Genomic DNA, 18,729 nt, shown 5'->3' with positions numbered 1-18,729 from the left:
AGTGTAGGCCCGTGCAATCCGAAGACGGCCCACCACGCAAGCTCCTCATCGGTATCGCGGTTTTCGGCGCGGTGGCGGCCCTCGCCGTGCTCTTCGGCGTCCTGAAGTTCGCACAGTTCCAGGACGACAAGAAGCCCATGGCGGTCACAAATATTCCTGCACCACAAGCTAATTCGCCGCTCTGTATAGAAATGACCAGGGCATACCCGGGCAACCTGGCGGGCGATTGGAAGCGAGCACAGATCGTCGAACCCAAGCCGCCAGCTACCGCCGCGTGGCGCCGGGGCAAGGATTCGGTGGTCGCACGCTGTGGCGTCGACCGACCGGCCGAGTTCGCCGTCGGGACCTCCGTAGAGCAAATCAACGCAGTGCAGTGGTTCCGAGTCACTGACGCCGCGATCGCAACCACCACGTGGTTCGCCGTGGACCGCGGCGTCTACATCGCGCTGACCATGCCAGATGGTCTGGGTTCGGAGCCACTGATCGAGATGTCTGACGCCATCGCCAAGGCGCTGCCCGCCATCAAACCCGACCCGGTGCCGCTACCCCGCTAGACGATCTTCGCGCGAGCGCTCATCGAAGCCCGGTACCCCGTGCCAGCGCGGTACGCACCATCGCATCCAGCAGTGCCGGGTAGTCCACGCCCGTGGCCGCCCACATCCGGGGATACATAGAAATCGTGGTGAATCCGGGCATGGTGTTGATCTCGTTGATCAGCGGGCCGTCATCGGTGAGAAAGAAGTCCACCCGCGCCAGACCCTGGCCATCGATCGCCCGGAACGCCGCCACCGCGAGCTCGCGGATCTGATCGCTCACCTCATCGTCAACCTTGGCCGGTACATCCAGTTCGGCGGTGTCGTCCAGGTATTTGGTCTCAAAGTCGTAGAAGCCGTCCTCGCGGCCACGCACACCCTCGACCCGAATCTCGCCGAGCACGCTGGCCTGGATGTCCCCATCGGGGAATTCCAGTACACCGCACTCCAGTTCCCGCCCGATGATGGCGGCCTCGATGATCACCTTCGGGTCGAACTGGCGCGCATGTGCGATGGCAGCCGGCAGTTCCTCCCATGCGGTGACCCGGGAGACGCCGAAGGACGAGCCCGCCCGAGCGGGCTTGACGAACACCGGCAGCCCCAGCTCCTCCCGCTGATCCAGCGTCAGCGTGGTGTCACGTGGGCGGATCACGGCGTATTTGCCGATCGGAAGCCCCTCGGCGGCCAGCAGCTTCTTGGTGAACTCCTTGTCCATACCGGCCGCACTCGCCAGTACCCCGGCGCCGACATAGGGCACCCCCGCCAGCTCCAGCAGCCCTTGGATGGTGCCGTCCTCGCCATACGGCCCGTGCAGCACCGGGAACACCACATCCACCGAGGCCAGCACTTGGCCGGCGGCACTCGAATCAACGTTCACCAATTGGCCCGCACGACGCGGATCGGTGGCGAGCACCAGCTCGGTACCGGATGCATCCGTGACCTGCGGCAGCGTGCGGTCGCTGATCGCCAGCTGCGCGGGGTCGCCATCGGTGAGTACCCAGCCACCCTCTGGGGTGACCCCGACCGCGACCACCTCGTACGTGTCCTGGTCGAGATTGCGCAGAATGCTGCCGGCCGACACGCAGGAGATCGCGTGCTCGCTACTCCGTCCACCGAAGACGAGCGCGACCTTGATCCGGGAGTCATTCACAGTGTCAGACCGTACCGGCTGCGAGCGCCGTCTCGATGTCAGCCAGCAGATCGTCGGTGTCCTCGATGCCCAGGGAGATGCGCGCGAACCCCTCCGGAACGGCATCCCCCCAGCGCGCCCGGCGATCCACCGAGGTGTGTACACCGCCAAAACTCGTCGAGGCCGCCAACAACTCGCTCTCGCGCACCAGCGCGTGCACGGCGTCGGCATTGGCCAACTCGATCGACACCAGTGAACCGAACCGGCTCATCTGGGCGGATGCCACGGGATGGGACGGATCGCTCGCAAGCCCCGGGTACCGCACGGAAGCCACCCCGGGATGCTCGCGCAGCATCGTCGCCAGCGCGATCGCGTTCTGACATTGGCGCTCGAAGCGCAATCCGGCGGTGGCCAGGCTGCGTGCCCCCAGCCAGGCTTCGAACGGACCCAAGATGGCCCCGGCCCGCGACCGCTCCTGCGCAACGGCCGACATTAGGTCCTCACGCGAGCCCGCGACGTATCCGGCGATCAGATCGCTGTGACCTGAGAGCGCCTTCGTCGCGCTCGCGACCACCAGATCAGCGCCCAGCTCCAGAGGCAGCTGCCCCATCGGGGTGGCCGTGGTGTTGTCCACCACCAGCACACCCCCGTGCGCATGCGTCTCACGGGCCAGCAGAGCCAAATCCACGACGTCGAGCCGGGGATTCGAGGGAGTCTCCGCCACCACCACATCGGCCTGCGCAGCAGCGGCCACGATCTGATCCGACCTGGCCGCGATCACGTTGATACCCAGCGCCGCAAGGTTTTCCGTGGCATAGCGCCGCGTCTGGTAGTACCCGTCCTCGGGGACTACCAGAGTTTGCCCGGGCCAGACCAATGCACGTAACGCCGAAGTGATCGCGCCCATACCCGAGCCGAACACCAGCGCATTGTCCGCACGCTCGAGTGCCGCCAAGCCCGATTCCCATTGTCTCCACGTGGGATTGGACGCGCGCCCGTAGGTGTCCAGCGAGTCATCCTCGGGCACCGGCAGATGATAGGCGGAGGCAAACACCGGCCCCGCCAGAAAAGGTTGCCCGGCAACAGATTCAGCGGTGGCGGCCACAACGGCCCGGGTCGATATCCCTGGCTCTGGCATGTGTTTACTCCGGTTTGGTACTGCGCCCTAACAACTGCGCGACGGCATCGGTGACGCTCAGTCCGCGATGACAGACGCCATGAACAGCCTCCGTGAGCGGCATCTCGACGTCGTAGCTCGATGCCAACGCCAGGATGGACTCACAGGAGGTGACTCCCTCAGCGACCCTACCGCCGGCGGCGTTACGCGCCTCCTGCAGCGTCTCACCGCTGCCCAGCCGCATGCCGAAGGTCCGGTTCCGCGAATGTGTCGAGGTGCAGGTGGCCACCAGGTCACCCACGCCAGCCAAACCGGCAAGCGTGGTGTGGCTGGCACCCAGGGCCAGCCCCAGCCGGGTGATCTCGGCTAGGCCACGGGTAATGATGGTGGCGATCGTGTTCTCCCCCAACCCGACTCCGGCGGCCATGCCGCAACTCAAGGCGATCACGTTCTTACACGCACCCCCCACCTCGCAGCCCACCACGTCGGAGTTGGTGTACGGGCGGAAGTAGCGCGTGGAGAACGCGCGCTGCAGGGCGACGGCCCTGGTCGAGTCGGTGCACCCGATGACGGTGGCGGCGGGCTGACCCGCGGCGATCTCGCTGGCCAGATTCGGACCGGTCAGCACCGCGACCCGGCTGGGATCGGTGCCCAGCACCTGAGTGACGACCTGGCTCATCCGCATGAGCGTGCCCACCTCGATGCCCTTGGCCAGGCTCACCACCGACGACCCAGGTTCGATGAGATCAGCCCAGGGGGTCAGGTTGGTGCGCAGAGACTGTGATGGCACCGCCAACAGCACCAGCTCGGCACCCTGCAGGGCCTCTTCGGCCACCCCGGTGGCGACTATCGAGGCGGGCAGGTCCACATCACTGAGGTACACCGAGTTCCGATGCGTCGCGTTGATCTCATCGGCTAATTCCGATCGGCGTGCCCACAATCTGACGTCGTGACCCGCGTCGGCAAGCACCTTGCCCAACGCGGTCCCCCAGGAACCAGCACCCATTACCGCAGCCGTGGCCATGGCAGACACCCTAGCCGGGGCTGGCACCATGGAGAACGTGGGCAGACAGGCTGACGCGGACTTCGGCGTGATCATCGCGGTCAAAAACTTGGCGACCGCCAAGAGCCGCCTGGCGCCCTCGCTTTCCGCACCCGAGCGGGAACGGCTGGTACTGGGCATGCTGACGCACGCCATCGCCGTGGCCTTCACCGCCGCCCGAACCGTCGCGGTGATCAGTCCCGACCCTGCGGCCAAGGCAGCGGCGGGACAGGCCGGGGCACGGTTCATCTTCGATGACACTCCCGCGGGCCATCCCGATCCGCTGAACAACGCGCTACGGAACGCCGCCACACAGCTGCACGCATCGTCACCGAATCTTGTTGTGTTGCAGGCCGACCTTCCCGCGGTGACGGGCGAGGAATTCTCGGCGGCGATGCAGGCTGCGCGAAATCACTCACGCAGTTTCGTCCCGGACCGGCACGGCACCGGCACCGCGGCGCTATTCTGCACCGACGGCGATCTGAACCCGTTGTTCGGAGTCGATTCGGCACGGCGGCACCGGGATTCAGCAGCCGTTGAGCTCACCGGGGATTGGCCCGGATTGCGCTGCGACGTGGATACCCTGGAAGATCTGGCCGCGGCCCGCGAGCTGGGGGCCTCACTACCGCTCTGAGCCGGTCCGGTAACTCTATGATCACAAGGGTGACCACACCCAGCGTTCCCCCGGCCGCAACCACGATCGCGTCGGCCGAGGAGCTACCCGAAGATCGGTACCTCAACCGGGAGCTCTCGTGGCTGGATTTCAACACCCGCGTGCTGGCTCTGGCCGCTGACGAATCCCTTCCCATCCTGGAGCGCGCCAAGTTCCTGGCGATCTTCGCGTCCAACCTGGACGAGTTCTACATGGTCCGCGTCGCCGGTCTGAAACGCCGCGACGAGACGGGATTGTCCGTGCGCTCGGCTGACGGCTTATCGCCACGAGAGCAGTTGAAACTGATTGGTGAGCGCACACAGGAGATCTCGGTCCAGCATGCCCGGGTGTTCAGCGACTCGGTACGGCCCGAGCTCGCCAAGAATGGGATCTTCGTCGTCACCTGGGCCGACCTATCCGAGAATGAGCGGAGCTATCTCTCCTCATATTTCACCGACCAGGTCTTCCCGGTACTGACCCCGCTGGCCGTCGACCCGGCGCACCCGTTCCCCTATATATCCGGCCTGAGCCTGAACCTGGCGATCACCGTCCAGGTCCCCGAGACGGGCGGCCAACATTTCGCCCGAATCAAGGTGCCTGACAACGTCGATCGATTCGTGAGGCTGCGCAGCCCCGACGGTGCCGAATCCGCGCAGGCCGCCCACACCTCGCGCTTCCTGCCCATGGAAGAACTCATCGCCGCACACCTGTCGGCGCTGTTCCCGGGCCTGGAAGTCGTCGAACATCACGCGTTCCGCATCACCCGGAATGCGGATTTCGAGGTCGAGGAAGATCGGGACGAGGATCTACTGCAGGCACTCGAACGGGAATTGGCCCGCCGGCGGTTCGGTTCACCGGTGCGGCTCGAGGTCGCCGGCGATATGACCGAGCACATGCTCGAACTGCTGTTGCGCGAGCTCGACGTGCATCCGGGTGATGTGGTGCAGGTGCCGGGGCTGCTCGACCTGTCCTGCTTGTGGCAGGTCTATGGCGTGGATCGTCCCGCGCTCAAGGACCCGACGTTCGTGCCGGCGACCCATCCCGCGTTCGGTCAGGGCGAGACGCCGAAGAGCGTCTTTTCCACCTTGCGCGATGGTGACGTACTTGTGCATCACCCTTACGACTCGTTTTCCACCAGCGTGCAACGGTTTATCGAGCAGGCGGCCGCCGACCCGCAGGTGTTGGCCATCAAACAGACGCTGTACCGCACCTCCGGCGACTCCCCCATCGTCAACTCACTCATCGACGCTGCGGAAGCCGGCAAGCAGGTCGTGGCGCTGGTGGAGATCAAGGCGCGTTTCGACGAGCAGGCCAACATCAAGTGGGCCCGCGCACTGGAAGATGCGGGGGTGCACGTGGTCTACGGCTTGATCGGCCTGAAGACCCATTGCAAAACGGCGCTCGTGGTGCGCCGTGAGGGGTCTGCCATCCGCCGGTACTGCCACATCGGGACGGGAAACTACAACCCGAAGACCGCCCGGCTCTATGAGGATTTCGGCCTGCTGACCAGCGCGCCGGAGATCGGCGCAGATCTCACCGACCTGTTCAACTCCCTCACCGGATACTCGCGGAAGGTCTCCTACCGCAACCTGTTGGTAGCGCCGCACGGAATTCGCGCCGGGATCATCGACCGCATAGACCGCGAGATCTCCGCGCATCGGGCAGGACAAGACGCGCGAATCCGGCTGAAGATGAACGCGCTGGTCGACGAGCAGGTCATCGATGCGCTGTACCGAGCCTCCCAAGCCGGAGTCCCCGTCGAGGTGGTGGTGCGCGGGATTTGCGCGCTGCGACCCGGCGTTCCCGAGTACTCCGGCACCGTGACGGTGCGATCCATTCTCGGCCGGTTCCTTGAACATTCGCGCATCATTCACTTCAACGCCATCGACGAATTCTGGATCGGCAGCGCGGACATGATGCATCGTAATCTGGACAGACGAGTCGAAGTCCTTGCACGCGTCACCGATCCGAAGCTCACCGCACAGCTCGACGACATGTTCACCTCCGCGTTGGACTCCCGGACCCGGTGCTGGGAACTGCAGTCCGATGGCCAGTGGTTGGCTTCGCCTGCGGACGGCGAGGAGGTGCGCGATCATCAGGTCGAAATGATGAAACGGCACCGCTCGCAGACGTGAGCTAGCCCAAGTTCTTCCGGCTGAACACCTCTCCCCCGAAGGAGCTTTCGTGCCCGATCCGACCACCCGGACCGGTGCGGCGGTCCTTGCCGCCGGAGCCGCGCTCTGGCGGTATCAGGAAAACCCGGACCAGGACGACACTGCCAGCTCCATAGAGGTGGCAGTGGTGCACCGGCCACGGTACGACGATTGGTCATTACCCAAGGGGAAGCTGGACCCTGGTGAGACGGTCGCAATCGCCGCGGTCCGTGAGATCGCCGAGGAGACCGGATTCACCGCACGGCTCGGTAGGCGATTGCCTTCAGTGAGTTATCCGGTGGCGCAGGGAACCAAACGCGTCAGGTACTGGGCGGCACAAGCTTTGGACGGGAAATTCGAGGCCAACTATGAAGTCGATGAGATTCAATGGCTACCGATAACGCGGGCGATCAAGACGGTCAGCTACGCCGGCGACCGGAAAGTGCTGCGAAACTTCGCAAAGCATGAAATTGACACTCGAACATTGATCATTGTGCGCCACGGAAAGGCGGGGCGAAAGGAACGCTTTTCCGGGGATGACACCCTCCGGCCACTGGACAGGAAAGGCCGGGCGCAAGCCGAGGCACTCACCAGTCAATTACTCGCATTCGGTGCCAGCGCCATTCACGCCGCAGATCGATTACGGTGTCGTCAGACCGTGGAACCGCTTGCCGAGGAGCTGAACACGGTGATCTACAGCGAGCCCGCACTCAGTGAAGAGGCCTACTGGGCCGACCGAAAGCGCGCACATCGCAGAATTCTCGAAATCGCGGGATCCGACGGCGTCCGGGTGGTATGCACTCAGGGACGGGTCATCCCGGATCTCATCGATTGGTGGGCCGATCGCGACGGCATCCGCCCCGACAAGTCACGCAACCGCAAGGGCAGCATGTGGGTGCTGTCGATGCACGGCCAGAAGCTGCTGGCCGCAGATCATCTGGACAGCCCGCTGCCTGCCGGGAGCTGACGCGCGCTACTCCCCGAAATATTGATCGGGATTACCCCCTGAAATGCAACATCGGGCCCCACCCTGAGGTGGGACCCGATGTCGGCTGAAACTACTTGCGGCCCTTCTTGGCAGGAGCCTTCTTGGCCGGCGCCTTCTTGGCGGGAGCCTTGGTCGCGGCCTTCTTGGCGGGAGCCTTGGCCACGGCCTTCTTCACGGGAGCGGCCTTCTTGACCACTGCCTTCTTCACGGGAGCCTTCTTGGCGGGAGCGGCCTTCTTGACCACTGCCTTCTTGACCGGCGCCTTCTTGGCAGGAGCGGCAACCTTCTTGACCACTGCCTTCTTGACCGGGGCGGCCTTCTTGGCAGGAGCCTTCCTGGCCGGGGCGGCCTTCTTGGCGGCGGCACGCTTGGCCGGGGCGGCGGTGGAGCCACGCTTCACAGCGGGACCGTCGGCCGGAAGCTTCTGCGAGCCAGAGACAACCGCCTTGAACTGTGCACCGGGACGGAACGTCGGAACCGACGTCGGCTTCACCTTGACGGTCTCACCGGTGCGCGGGTTGCGGGCGACGCGCGCGGCACGGCGGCGCTGCTCGAAAACACCAAATCCGGTGATGGTCACGCTCTCACCCTTATGCACGGTGCGAACGATGGTGTCGACGACGTGCTCCACCGCGGCGGTGGCTTGCCGGCGATCCGAGCCCAATTTCTGTGTCAGAACGTCGATGAGCTCTGCTTTGTTCATGTAAAACCCTCCGAAGCCAGTGGTCCACTTTGAACCGACTTCGAACACGGTAAACCCAACTGCACCTGATTTCCAAGTGCCACGCGTAATTTCGGCAAAATTCTCTGAGCTTTTTGACGGGCCATATGCCGACCAAAAGCAATGCCCTTGCCCCCCAAGGGCGCCCAATCAGCTACTCAGAAGGCTCCAAAGTGCGGGGTTTGAACTTCGGCCGTGACGCCTCAAAAGCCGCAATTTCGTCGACTTTTCGCAGCGTAAGGCCTATATCGTCCAATCCTTCGAGCAGCCGCCACCGGGTGTAGTCGTCAATCTCAAACGGCACCACCACCGTTCCGGCGGTCACAGTCCGATCCTCAAGATTCACAGTGAGTTCCAAACCTGGATTCTGCTCGATCAGTTTCCACAGCAGCTCAATGCTGGACTGATCCACCAGTCCCGCAACCAGACCGGCCTTGCCCGCGTTGCCCCGGAAGATGTCTCCGAAACGAGACGACAGTACTACTCGAAATCCGTAGTCCATCAAGGCCCACACCGCATGCTCGCGGGATGATCCGGTGCCGAAATCGGGCCCCGCGACAAGCACGCTGCCCCGATTGAACGGTTCCAGATTGAGAATGAACGAGGGATCGGTACGCCAGCCGGCGAAGAGCCCGTCCTCGAAACCCGTTCGGGTGACACGCTTGAGGTACACCGCCGGGATGATCTGATCGGTATCGACGTTGGAACGACGCAGCGGCACACCAATTCCGGTGTGAGTGTCGAATGCCTCCACTATTTCCTCTCCCTGCTGGTCTAGAGCGCGGATTTTGCCAAATCAGCTGGCGATGAGAGCTTTCCCCGCACCGCGGTGGCCGCGGCGACGGCCGGTGACACCAAGTGAGTACGGCCGCCCTTGCCCTGGCGTCCCTCGAAGTTTCGGTTCGACGTCGAGGCGCACCGCTGCCCTGGGGACAGCTGATCGGGATTCATGCCCAGACACATCGAGCAGCCTGCCTGACGCCATTGAGCGCCTGCAGCGGTGAATACCTGGCCCAGCCCCTCGGATTCGGCCTGCGCGCGCACCCGCATCGAGCCGGGAACAATGAGCATGGTGACCCCCTCGGCCACCTTCCGGTCCCGCAGCACCTCGGCCACCGCCCGCAGATCCTCGATCCGCCCGTTGGTGCAGGACCCGACGAACACGGTGTCCACCGGAATCTCACGCATCGGGGTACCCGGCGTGAGATCCATATAGGTCAGCGCCTTCTCGGCCGCCAGCCGCTCCTCCTCGTCGACCATCCGCTCTGGATCGGGGACGGCAGCGCTCAAGGGAACTCCCTGGCCCGGGTTGGTACCCCAGGTGACGAAGGGCGCCAGAGTACTGGCATCGATGTGCACTTCGGCATCGAACTGAGCGCCATCGTCGGTGCGCAGCGAGTCCCATTCGGCCACAGCGGCATCCCACAGCTCACCCTTGGGCGCGTGCGGACGACCCTTGAGGTAGGCATATGTCGTCTCGTCGGGAGCGACCATTCCCGCCCGCGCGCCCGCCTCAATAGACATATTGCACATAGTCATTCGGGCCTCCATCGACATCTCCTCGACGGCTTGCCCGCGGTACTCCAGGACGTACCCCTGGCCGCCACCGGTGCCGATCTTGGCGATAACCGCCAAAATGACATCCTTGCTGGTAACGCCGGTCGGCAGGGGGCCATCGATGTTGATGGACATGGTCCGAAAGGGCCTCAGCGGCAAGGTCTGTGTGGCCATCACGTGCTCGACCTCGGAAGTCCCGATGCCCATGGCCAGCGCCCCGAAGGCTCCATGGGTGGATGTGTGGCTGTCACCGCACACCACCGTGGTGCCCGGCTGGGTTAAACCCAGCTGCGGACCGACCACGTGCACGATGCCCTGTTCGGCGTCGCCCATCGGGTGCAGGCGGATGCCGAATTCTTCGCAGTTGCGTCGCAGCGTCTCCACCTGAGTGCGTGAGACCGGATCGGCGATCGGCTTGTCGATATCAATGGTCGGCACATTGTGGTCCTCGGTCGCGATCGTCAGATCCGGCCGGCGCACCGGGCGCCCGGCGAGCCGCAGACCGTCGAAGGCCTGAGGGCTTGTCACCTCATGGACCAAATGGAGGTCGATATAGATGAGGTCGGGTTCGCGCGCCTCACCCTCACCGGTTCCGCGTACCACTACGTGGGAGTCCCAGACCTTCTCTGCCAGGGTCCGGGGCTGTTGGACACTAGTCATCATTGGCTCCGTGCTCATTGCGTCTCATTATATGGAACGCTAGTATCGTTCCGTGAGACAGCATAGCGGTATCGGCGTTCTCGACAAAGCGGTGCAGGTCCTGACCGCCATCGGCGACTCCCCCTGCGGACTCGCTGAATTGTGCGAGCGCACGGGACTCCCCCGTGCCACCGCGCATCGGTTGGCGGCGGGCCTGGAGGTGCACCGATTCCTGTCCCGTGACGGTGCCGGACAGTGGCAGCTCGGTGCCGGGCTGACTGAACTCGCCGCGCATGTCAACGATCCGTTGCTGAGCGCCAGCGCCCAGGTGCTGCCCAAACTGCGTGAGATCACCGGCGAGAGCGTGCAGCTCTACCGCCGAGAAGGCACGGTACGCATATGCGTGGCGGCGCTCGAACCACCAGCGGGGCTTCGCGATACCGTGCCGGTCGGTTCACGCCTGCCCATGTCTGCCGGATCTGGCGCCAAAGTTCTGCTTGCCCACAGCGACACCGCCATTCAGGCGGCGGTACTCCCCGGCGCCACATTCACCGACCGCGCCCTGGCAGACGTGCGCAAGCGAGGCTGGGCGCAGAGCGCGGCCGAGCGCGAGGCCGGAGTCGCCAGCGTATCGGCGCCCGTTCGCGATCGGCATGGCAATGTCGTTGCGGCGATATCGGTTTCCGGCCCTATCGATCGGATGGGCCGACGGCCGGGAGCACGCTGGGCCGCCGATCTCGTTGCCGCCTCCGAGGCCATAACTGCCCGGCTTTAAGCTCCGATTATGGGAAGCAATCAGCGCTCGCAGATCGTCATGTCCGACGAAGAGATCACCGACTTCATCAACAATTCGCGCACCACGACCATGGCGACCCTCGGCGCCGACGGTCAGCCGCACCTGGTGGCCATGTGGTACGCCGTGATCGATGGCGAGCTGTGGTTTGAGACGAAGGCCAAGTCGCAGAAGGTAGTGAACCTCAAACGCGATTCGCGGATCACCTGCCTTATCGAAGACGGACTCACCTACGACACGCTGCGCGGGGTATCGATCGAGGGCCACGCCGAGATCGTCGAGGACGCGGACAAACTCTTCGAGGTCGGTATCAGCGTCTTCGAGCGCTACACCGCGCCATATACCGACGAGATGAAGCCCATCGTCGAGGCGATGCTCAACAAGCGCATCGCGGTCCGGGTGCGGCCGGCCCGCATCCGGTCCTGGGATCACCGCAAGCTCGGCCTTCCCGCGATGCCCCTTGGCGGGTCGACGGCGCCACAACAGTAGGCACGGCGGTGGGCCAGCTCGTACGCGATGCGTTCGACTCCTTTCGCGAGGGTCTGCGGCATAAGAAGATCAAGCGGCCATTGAGCGACGCGCTGGTCCACCACCTCGATACCGGCAAGACGGCCGGAGAGCACGGCGATCGGATCCGTGAGCTGTGCGCAGAAACCCTCGATATCGAGGTAAACGTCAAGAGGGTCGGCGCACATCAAGCGCGCAAATTTGTGATCTGGACCCTGCGGGGGCGCCATCCCGAACTGACCGAGGAAGCGTTGCGCATGTTGGGCGACTACCGCGCCGAAAGCTGGCTATAGATTTCGCATCCTTACGGTTGCATCACCGAGGTGCAGCGTGCGTCCAATGCCGGCATTTGTGTCCCCTGTCAAGGCTTCTTGAAAACTGCCCCTCTCCGGTTCCTGGAAACTGGCCCACCCCGAGATCGTTGTCCGCGGGTTGCGTCGTGCTGACGGTTCGCTGATCAGGGAAATCGCACGTCGGCTGGGGGCATCCTCACCGCAGCGAGTTTCAGGCGTTGACGGAGGCCTTCGAACGGCATACGTGACACCTACACAAAAATCCCGACAGCTCGGCACCTTGGGCCACAAACAGTGCAGTGTATGGTTTTGACATGAGGTGGATCGAATCACTGCATCAAGCCACAGATGCAAATTCCAGGTTGTGTGGCCTTGTGGCCCCAAATGCTGGAGCTCGCTCGGCGCCGTGGAGCCCTGTCTCGTAGAGGGGCTTGAGTGCGAGTTTCAGGATGGGCCGTCGGGATCTTCTGCAGATCAGCGCTATTGGAGTCCGGGCCGGTGCGCTCGGTACGGCAGGCCTCGCAGGGTGTGCGTCCGAGACGTTCGCCGCCGAACAGTCGACTCAGGTGAAAATTCCTGTGGCCGAAGCACTTTGCCGTCAAGGCGACATAAACCCCGCAGTCACGTACCTCGGCGACACCCTCACAGTGCACTCCCGACCCATATGTTCGACTCATGGCGGCCAACGCGCTGGAAAATATCGGAGAACGCGCCCGCCCGGCCCTGCCGCAGCTTCATGCCTGCGCCGCACAAGCGAAGGATCTCCCCCTGAAAAAAGCTACGGACCGAACGCCCAGGCGACTCAGTACCCACCGATGGCTGCCAAACACACCATCCTCAAACTACAAGGACGATTCTCTGCATGAGCAACAGTGAGCAAATGCATCGGCGCCATTTCCTTGGGCTAGCGGGCGCAACCACCGTTTCAGTCGCGGCGTTGGCGGCCGGATGTGCTTCCAGGGCAGGCGATGATATCGGTCAACCCCGCCCCAACATCGTGTTTATCTTGGCTGACGATCTTGGCTGGGGAGATCTCAGCAGATATGGGCGTACGGACTACCGCACACCGCATATCGACTCGATCGGCGAACAGGGCATCTCGTTCACCGCCGGATATGCGAACTCGTGCCTGTGCTCTCCGACCCGTGAAGCATTCTTTACGGGTCAGTATCAGCAGCGGATACCCCAGGACGAGCTGCTGGCCGACGACACCCATGGAATCCCGCCCGAGACACCAACCATCGCAACACTTCTGAACCAGGTCGGCTATAGAACCGCTCTCATCGGCAAATGGCATTGCGGCCTGCCGCCACAGTTTGGGCCGCTCAAGAGCGGTTTTCAGTACTTCTACGGGTTCCACAACGGGGAGATCGATTATTTCGGCCACACCGCGATCAACGCCGACAAGGCTAATAGCAACCGCTCACCGAATATACCCACCATGGTTCCGGACCTCTGGGAGAACGATCAACCGATCAGCGAACAGGGGTACTCCACGCAACTCTTCACCGACCGCGCGGTCACCTACATCGAGACCAGCGCCAAGACGGGCCAGCCGTTCTACCTAAGCCTGCACTACAACGCGGTCCACTGGCCCTGGGAAAGCCCCCAGTCAGGACCGCACCCCCTACGCACACCCGAAGACCTCAACGCCAGCCCAGAGGTGTTCGCGCAAATGGTCACAGCACTCGACTCGCACGTCGGCCGAGTACTAGAAGCCCTCGAACGCACGGGAATCGCAGAAAACACGCTGGTCGTATTCACGAGCGACAACGGTGGTGAGCGATATGGGCACGAGTACCCGTTCAACGGGCAGAAGGGCAACCTCTACGAAGGTGGCATCCGGGTACCGATGATGGCACGCTGGCCAGACCGTATACCCGCGGGCCAGATCACTAGACAAGTCGCGATAAGCATGGACTGGACCGCGACGATTGCCGCTGCCGCGGGCACGAGCGCCGCAGCAGGCCACCCATTCGACGGGATCGACTTGTCCCCTCACATGTTCCGGAGACAGCCCGAGACCGAACGCACCCTCTACTGGCGGTTCAACATGGCCGACGATACGAATAATGGGGCGAGCCGATCAGGCCAGGCCGCCCTCCGCAAGGGGAAGTACAAATACCTCAAACTCACCGACAACATCGAACAGCTCTACGACCTAAGCGCCCCCATCTCCCTGCCGCACCCCGCCTCCGGCGCAGACCCCGAAGCCGCTGACCGCAACCTCTCCGACAAGCCCGAACACGCGGCACTTCTCGCTGAACTACGTGAAAGCTACTTGGCGTGGGACGCCAGCATGCCTTCACCGTCACATATACCCCGCCAGATCGCAGGCACCAACGCCGACGCCCGACTTAAGCCCGGCGGCAACGAAAAGCCGGGCGGATACCCCCTCCCCTTCCAGAAGTAACTGCCCTCACCTGACCGGAACACAGTCCTGCCGGGACGGATCCGTCTGGGCGCAGCGCGCCGAAGATAGAGGTATAACTGCCCGGCCCGCGTGGGGCTCTGAACGCGGGATGTAGAGCACACCATGGGTGTCGTAGCCGCCGATGACGGTGTTGACGGTGGCCGGATTGGCGACTTCCCCTTTGAAGGCGCCGAGGGCGTCGACGTCCACAGCAGCCTTCGCGTTCGGTAGCGGCTTGACCGCGGTTCAGCGACGGCTAATGGGTCGTGACATGGCTGGCACGCAACATGAAGGTTCTTCGGGGCCAAGGCAGCATCGGGCCCAGCGCGATGCCGGGTAGTTCCTTGTCCACCACGGTGGCTCGCTGCATCTTCGAGACGAGCTCTCACCAACCGCGCTCGCGCATACCTCACTCGAGGGCCGTGCGTGCTCCACTCATGCTTCCGTGTGTTCAGGGCAGTAGCGGGTGGAGCGGATCAGGTTGGCGCATCCGACTGCGGGGCATGGACGCGGAGCGCGTGGCATCGAACACTCCATGAACTGCCTTGCTGTCCAATAGATTCGCGGCATGAGCAGTAGCTGGGATGAATATGTTTCGGTGCCGGAGCTGCGCAGCGACTCGTCGATATAAGGGGAAAGCGGCCATGAAGCCAAGCCGGCGTCGCGCGCCTGCTACCAGGATCTCAGATTGCACAGCCAAGAACTCGGGATCGCAGTGACCAGCATTGCCAGTTTGCGGCTCGTGCGGCAGGAGGCAATGTCGCCGGTCAGCTTTGTACGCCGAGGCGACCATATGGCGCACGTTTGAAGGAAACCGTTCTGGTACCCCCGATGGGATTCGAACCCACGCTACCGCCGTGAGAGGGCGGCGTCCTAGGCCGCTAGACGACGGGGGCTAGAACATTCCGTGCGACGCGCGAGGCGCGCAGACTTGACAGTCTAGCTCACCGGCGTGCATCACACCAAATCACTTGTTGTGCAAATGATTTGCGCTGGGGTACCAGGACTCGAACCTAGAATGGCGGTACCAGAAACCGCTGTGTTGCCAATTACACCATACCCCATTGGCCTCGCAGAACCGCAGGTCAGCGCGCTGACTGCGGACTTTGGAGCCGACGAGCAGACTACCAAACCAACCGCGATTAACCCGAATCGGTTTGGCTCTCCACCTCATTTTCCCAGGTCCGCGCGTTTCGCAGCCGCTGCAAGGTGCGGTCAGAGCCCAGTAGTTCCATCGATTCGAACAGTGGCGGGCTCACAGTCGCACCGGTGACCGCGACACGCAGCGGGCCGAATGCCTTCCGGGGTTTGAGTTCGAGCCCCTCAATGAGCGCACCTTTGAGCGCCTCCTCGATGGCCGCGGTGGTCCAGGTGCCGAGGGACTCCAGCGCACCGATCGCCGCGTCCAGCACCGGCAGCGAGGCCTCCCCCAATTCCTTGCGGGCCGATCCCGGGTCGATCGCGTACACATCCTCGTTGAGGAACTTCAGCAGGCCCCAGGCATCGCCCAACACCACGACCCGCGTCTGCACCAGGTCGGCCGCCACCGCGAAGGCGCCGTCGTCGAGCCCGAGCTCGTACCCGTGCCCGGCGAAGAAGGTCCGCAGCCGCGCCACGAACTCCTCCGGGGCCAACAGCCGGATCTGCTCGGCATTGATGGCGTCGGCCTTCTTCTGGTCGAACCGCGCCGGATTCGAGTTGACGTCGGCGACATCGAACGCGGCGACCATCTCCTGCAGGCTGAAGATGTCGTGATCGTCGGCGATCGACCATCCCAGCAGCGCAAGGTAATTCAGCAGTCCCTCGGGAATGAACCCCCGGTCACGATGCAGGAACAGGTTGGACTGCGGATCGCGCTTGGACAGCTTCTTGGTGCCCTCTCCGAGCACCGACGGCAGATGGGCGAACACGGGTATCGAATCGGCCACCCCCACCCGGATCATGGCCTCGTACAGGGCGATCTGCCGCGGCGTAGACGGCAACAGATCCTCTCCGCGCAATACATGGGTGATCTTCATCAACGCGTCGTCGACCGGGTTCACCAAGGTGTACAACGGATCTCCGTTGGCGCGGGTCAGTGCGAAGTCGGGCACTACGCCCGCCGCGAAGGTGGTCTCCCCACGCACCAGGTCGTTCCAGGTGATGTCATGATCGGGCATCCGCAGGCGGACAACGGGGCTACGCCCCTCTGCCCGGAATGCCGCACGCTGCTCATCGGTGAGGTCGCGGTCGTAGTTGTCGTACCCCAGTTTGGGGTTGCGTCCCGCGGCGAGGTGACGCGCCTCCACCTCTTCCGGCGTGGAGAACGCCTCGTAGGCATCCCCCGACTCAAGCAGCTTGCGCACCACGTCAAGGTGCAGCTCCTTGCGCTGCGACTGCCGGTAGGGCACATACGGCCCGCCAACTTCGGGCCCCTCGTCCCAATCCAGGCCCAGCCAGCGCAACGCGTCCAGCAGCGCCAGATAGCTCTCCTCGCTGTCGCGGCCGGCGTCGGTGTCCTCGATACGGAAGACGAAGTCGCCCAAGCAGTGTCGCGCGTACGCCCAGTTGAACAACGCGGTCCGAATCAGCCCGACATGCGGAGTGCCCGTCGGCGACGGACAGAAACGAACCCGGACCTTGTCAGATCCAGTGGTGTCACTCATTGTTACTTCGCCTTCCGCACAACAGGATTCGACAACGTGCCGATTCCTTCGATGGTGACACTGACGGTATCGCCGTCGACGATGGGTCCGACGCCCTCGGGTGTCCCGGTAAGAATCACGTCACCCGGCAGCAGGGTCATGACAGCCGACACCCACTCCACGATCGCTCCGACATCGTGCAAGAGCAATGAGGTACTGCTGCTCTGCCTGACCTCGCCGTTGACCTCGGTGCGGATAGCCAGGTCCGAGGGATCCAGGTCGGTGACGATCCACGGCCCCAGTGGGCAGAACGTGTCGTGCCCCTTGGCTCGGGTCCACTGGCCGTCGGCACGCTGGTGATCGCGCGCCGACACGTCGTTGCCGATCGTGTACCCGAGGATGACCTCGGCGGCGCGGGAGGCGGGGACGTCTTTACACGGCCGGCCGATCACAATGGCCAATTCGCCCTCGTGGTGTACCTCGGATGCGCTGGGCGGCAACTGGATCGGTAGGCCCGGGCCGATGATCGAGGTGTTGGGCTTGATGAAGATCACCGGCGACTCCGGCGGGGCACCGCCCATTTCCGCGGCGTGGGCGGCGTAGTTCTTGCCCATGGCCACAACCTTGCTCGCCAGGATCGGCGCCAGCAGCCTGACATCGGCGAGTGGCCACTGCCGCCCCGTGAAGGTGGGCGTCCCAAAGGGATGCTCGGCGATCTCACGGGCGGTCTCGGAGCCGTCTTCTCCCTCGATACTGACGAAGGCGACACCGTCTGGGCTGGCAATACGTCCTAGGCGCATTCATATGAGCCTAGTTGCCGGGCTTTGCGGCTTCCTCGGCGTCCTCGCGTTGGCCCTCCCGGATGTTGGCGCGAGTGACCAACGCCACCAGGAAATCCTCCAACCGGCTATGGGTAATGTCGAGCTCGCCGCGAAACCAGCTGGTGACCAAGTCCAGCCCGCCGGACACCAGCGTGAACGTGGCAAGGTCCAGATCGGGGTCCAGCGCATCATCGGCGGGCAGCAGCACGCGCCCCTGATCGGCCATCACCTGGGCCAGTGTCTTGACCAGATCGCGGTGGCGCGCGGCCAGCCCTTCGGTGGCCTGCGATTCGACCAGAAGCCTGCCCCGGCGTGGGTCGGCGGTAAGGAACCGCAAGCCACTGCCGACGGCCGCACGCGTGCGCACCACCGGATCGTTGGACGTCGAACTCTTCGCGATGGCCTCGATAATGGCGGCCGAGCCCGCGAGCATCTGTTCGTCCAGCATCGCGAGCACCAACTCGTCGGTGCTGCGGAAGCTCTCGTAGAAGTAACGATCGTTGAGCCGGGCCGCTGCGCATACGCCGCGCACCGTCAGCCCCTTCACGCCGCTACCGGCGACCAGGTCCAGTGCGGCATCCAGAAGCGCCGCGCGTCGTCGTGCGCGTCGTTCACCGGATGTCGCACCGCCATAGGTCCGGGATGGCATCTGCCGATTGTCGCACTTTGGTCCTTGACCTCACGGCATTTTCTGGTGATGATTCTCACCAGATGGTGAGTCGTGTCACCAGATGGCCCATTCAACGA

At 63.8% G+C, this 18,729-nt stretch carries 18 protein-coding genes and 2 tRNA genes; 8 read left to right on the top strand and 12 right to left on the bottom strand.

The window, feature by feature from the left end:
* The first annotated feature begins 11 nt into the window (after nucleotides 1-11).
* Nucleotides 12-554, top strand: a complete 543-nt coding sequence (locus B4383_RS00410) for a DUF3515 domain-containing protein (RefSeq protein ID WP_078287491.1) — start codon at nucleotides 12-14, stop codon at nucleotides 552-554.
* A 19-nt stretch (nucleotides 555-573) separates the two neighbouring features.
* On the opposite strand, the gene B4383_RS00405 is transcribed toward B4383_RS00410, so the two are convergent.
* Genes B4383_RS00405 through B4383_RS00395 form a run of 3 tightly spaced genes read right to left on the bottom strand, consistent with a single transcriptional unit; the run spans nucleotide 574 to nucleotide 3,785 of the window.
* On the bottom strand, nucleotides 574-1,683 hold the full coding sequence (locus B4383_RS00405) for a D-alanine--D-alanine ligase family protein (protein WP_078287490.1): 1,110 nt from the start codon (nucleotides 1,681-1,683) through the stop codon (nucleotides 574-576).
* A gap of 4 nt (nucleotides 1,684-1,687) precedes the next feature.
* On the bottom strand, nucleotides 1,688-2,800 hold the full coding sequence (locus tag B4383_RS00400; RefSeq protein ID WP_078287489.1) for a cystathionine gamma-lyase: 1,113 nt from the start codon (nucleotides 2,798-2,800) through the stop codon (nucleotides 1,688-1,690).
* A 4-nt stretch (nucleotides 2,801-2,804) separates the two neighbouring features.
* The gene (locus B4383_RS00395) at nucleotides 2,805-3,785 is read right to left on the bottom strand and encodes an NAD(P)H-dependent glycerol-3-phosphate dehydrogenase (RefSeq protein WP_286142038.1); all 981 of its coding nucleotides are present in this window, start codon (nucleotides 3,783-3,785) and stop codon (nucleotides 2,805-2,807) included.
* Between the two features lie 46 nt (nucleotides 3,786-3,831).
* Here B4383_RS00395 and cofC point away from each other — a divergent pair, with 46 nt between their 5' ends.
* Genes cofC through B4383_RS00380 form a run of 3 tightly spaced genes read left to right on the top strand, consistent with a single transcriptional unit; the run spans nucleotide 3,832 to nucleotide 7,593 of the window.
* Nucleotides 3,832-4,455 (top strand): 2-phospho-L-lactate guanylyltransferase, encoded by a 624-nt coding sequence (gene cofC, locus B4383_RS00390; protein WP_078287808.1) that lies wholly within the window; start codon nucleotides 3,832-3,834, stop codon nucleotides 4,453-4,455.
* A 17-nt stretch (nucleotides 4,456-4,472) separates the two neighbouring features.
* Nucleotides 4,473-6,608 carry an RNA degradosome polyphosphate kinase gene (locus B4383_RS00385; RefSeq protein ID WP_078287487.1) on the top strand — a complete coding sequence of 712 codons (2,136 nt, stop codon included), beginning with the start codon at nucleotides 4,473-4,475 and terminating at the stop codon, nucleotides 6,606-6,608.
* Nucleotides 6,609-6,657: 49 nt separating this feature from the next.
* The gene (locus B4383_RS00380; RefSeq protein ID WP_078287486.1) at nucleotides 6,658-7,593 is read left to right on the top strand and encodes an NUDIX hydrolase; all 936 of its coding nucleotides are present in this window, start codon (nucleotides 6,658-6,660) and stop codon (nucleotides 7,591-7,593) included.
* 91 nt (nucleotides 7,594-7,684) lie between these two features.
* Here B4383_RS00380 and B4383_RS00375 read toward each other — a convergent pair whose 3' ends face one another.
* The 3 genes from B4383_RS00375 to leuC form a co-directional block, all read right to left on the bottom strand.
* The gene (locus tag B4383_RS00375) at nucleotides 7,685-8,317 is read right to left on the bottom strand and encodes an HU family DNA-binding protein (protein ID WP_078287485.1); all 633 of its coding nucleotides are present in this window, start codon (nucleotides 8,315-8,317) and stop codon (nucleotides 7,685-7,687) included.
* Nucleotides 8,318-8,489: 172 nt separating this feature from the next.
* Nucleotides 8,490-9,089 carry a 3-isopropylmalate dehydratase small subunit gene (gene leuD, locus B4383_RS00370; RefSeq protein ID WP_078287484.1) on the bottom strand — a complete coding sequence of 200 codons (600 nt, stop codon included), beginning with the start codon at nucleotides 9,087-9,089 and terminating at the stop codon, nucleotides 8,490-8,492.
* 20 nt (nucleotides 9,090-9,109) lie between these two features.
* Nucleotides 9,110-10,555 carry a 3-isopropylmalate dehydratase large subunit gene (leuC, locus tag B4383_RS00365; RefSeq protein WP_078287483.1) on the bottom strand — a complete coding sequence of 482 codons (1,446 nt, stop codon included), beginning with the start codon at nucleotides 10,553-10,555 and terminating at the stop codon, nucleotides 9,110-9,112.
* A 49-nt stretch (nucleotides 10,556-10,604) separates the two neighbouring features.
* On the opposite strand from leuC, the gene B4383_RS00360 reads away from it, so the two are divergent.
* The 4 genes from B4383_RS00360 to B4383_RS00345 all read left to right on the top strand — a co-directional run bounded on the left by B4383_RS00360 (nucleotide 10,605) and on the right by B4383_RS00345 (nucleotide 14,537).
* Nucleotides 10,605-11,306, top strand: a complete 702-nt coding sequence (locus B4383_RS00360) for an IclR family transcriptional regulator (RefSeq protein WP_078287482.1) — start codon at nucleotides 10,605-10,607, stop codon at nucleotides 11,304-11,306.
* Nucleotides 11,307-11,315: 9 nt separating this feature from the next.
* On the top strand, nucleotides 11,316-11,813 hold the full coding sequence (locus B4383_RS00355) for a PPOX class F420-dependent oxidoreductase (protein ID WP_078287481.1): 498 nt from the start codon (nucleotides 11,316-11,318) through the stop codon (nucleotides 11,811-11,813).
* 8 nt (nucleotides 11,814-11,821) lie between these two features.
* Nucleotides 11,822-12,124, top strand: coding sequence for a hypothetical protein (locus B4383_RS00350; protein WP_078287480.1), 303 nt, complete (start codon nucleotides 11,822-11,824; stop codon nucleotides 12,122-12,124).
* Nucleotides 12,125-12,986: 862 nt separating this feature from the next.
* Entirely contained in the window at nucleotides 12,987-14,537 is a 1,551-nt protein-coding gene (locus B4383_RS00345) for a sulfatase-like hydrolase/transferase (RefSeq protein ID WP_078287479.1), read from the top strand.
* A 6-nt stretch (nucleotides 14,538-14,543) separates the two neighbouring features.
* Here the strand turns inward: B4383_RS00345 and B4383_RS26870 are convergent, their stop codons facing one another.
* From B4383_RS26870 to B4383_RS00315, 6 genes are all read right to left on the bottom strand, one after another.
* The gene (locus tag B4383_RS26870) at nucleotides 14,544-14,747 is read right to left on the bottom strand and encodes a hypothetical protein (protein ID WP_078287478.1); all 204 of its coding nucleotides are present in this window, start codon (nucleotides 14,745-14,747) and stop codon (nucleotides 14,544-14,546) included.
* 610 nt (nucleotides 14,748-15,357) lie between these two features.
* Nucleotides 15,358-15,433 (bottom strand) — tRNA-Glu (locus B4383_RS00335).
* A gap of 96 nt (nucleotides 15,434-15,529) precedes the next feature.
* Nucleotides 15,530-15,601 (bottom strand) — tRNA-Gln (locus tag B4383_RS00330).
* Between the two features lie 78 nt (nucleotides 15,602-15,679).
* A complete protein-coding gene (gene gltX / locus B4383_RS00325; RefSeq protein ID WP_078287477.1) occupies nucleotides 15,680-17,182 on the bottom strand; it encodes a glutamate--tRNA ligase in 1,503 nt (500 codons plus the stop codon).
* Between the two features lie 2 nt (nucleotides 17,183-17,184).
* A complete protein-coding gene (locus B4383_RS00320; RefSeq protein WP_078287476.1) occupies nucleotides 17,185-17,961 on the bottom strand; it encodes a fumarylacetoacetate hydrolase family protein in 777 nt (258 codons plus the stop codon).
* A gap of 10 nt (nucleotides 17,962-17,971) precedes the next feature.
* The gene (locus B4383_RS00315; protein WP_078287475.1) at nucleotides 17,972-18,631 is read right to left on the bottom strand and encodes a TetR/AcrR family transcriptional regulator; all 660 of its coding nucleotides are present in this window, start codon (nucleotides 18,629-18,631) and stop codon (nucleotides 17,972-17,974) included.
* Nucleotides 18,632-18,729: the final 98 nt, after the last annotated feature.

Source organism: Mycobacterium sp. D16R24, from assembly GCF_002013385.1.
GTDB lineage: Bacteria > Actinomycetota > Actinomycetes > Mycobacteriales > Mycobacteriaceae > Mycobacterium.
Note: the sequence above shows the minus strand (reverse complement) of the source record. Positions and strands in the feature narration are given on the sequence as shown.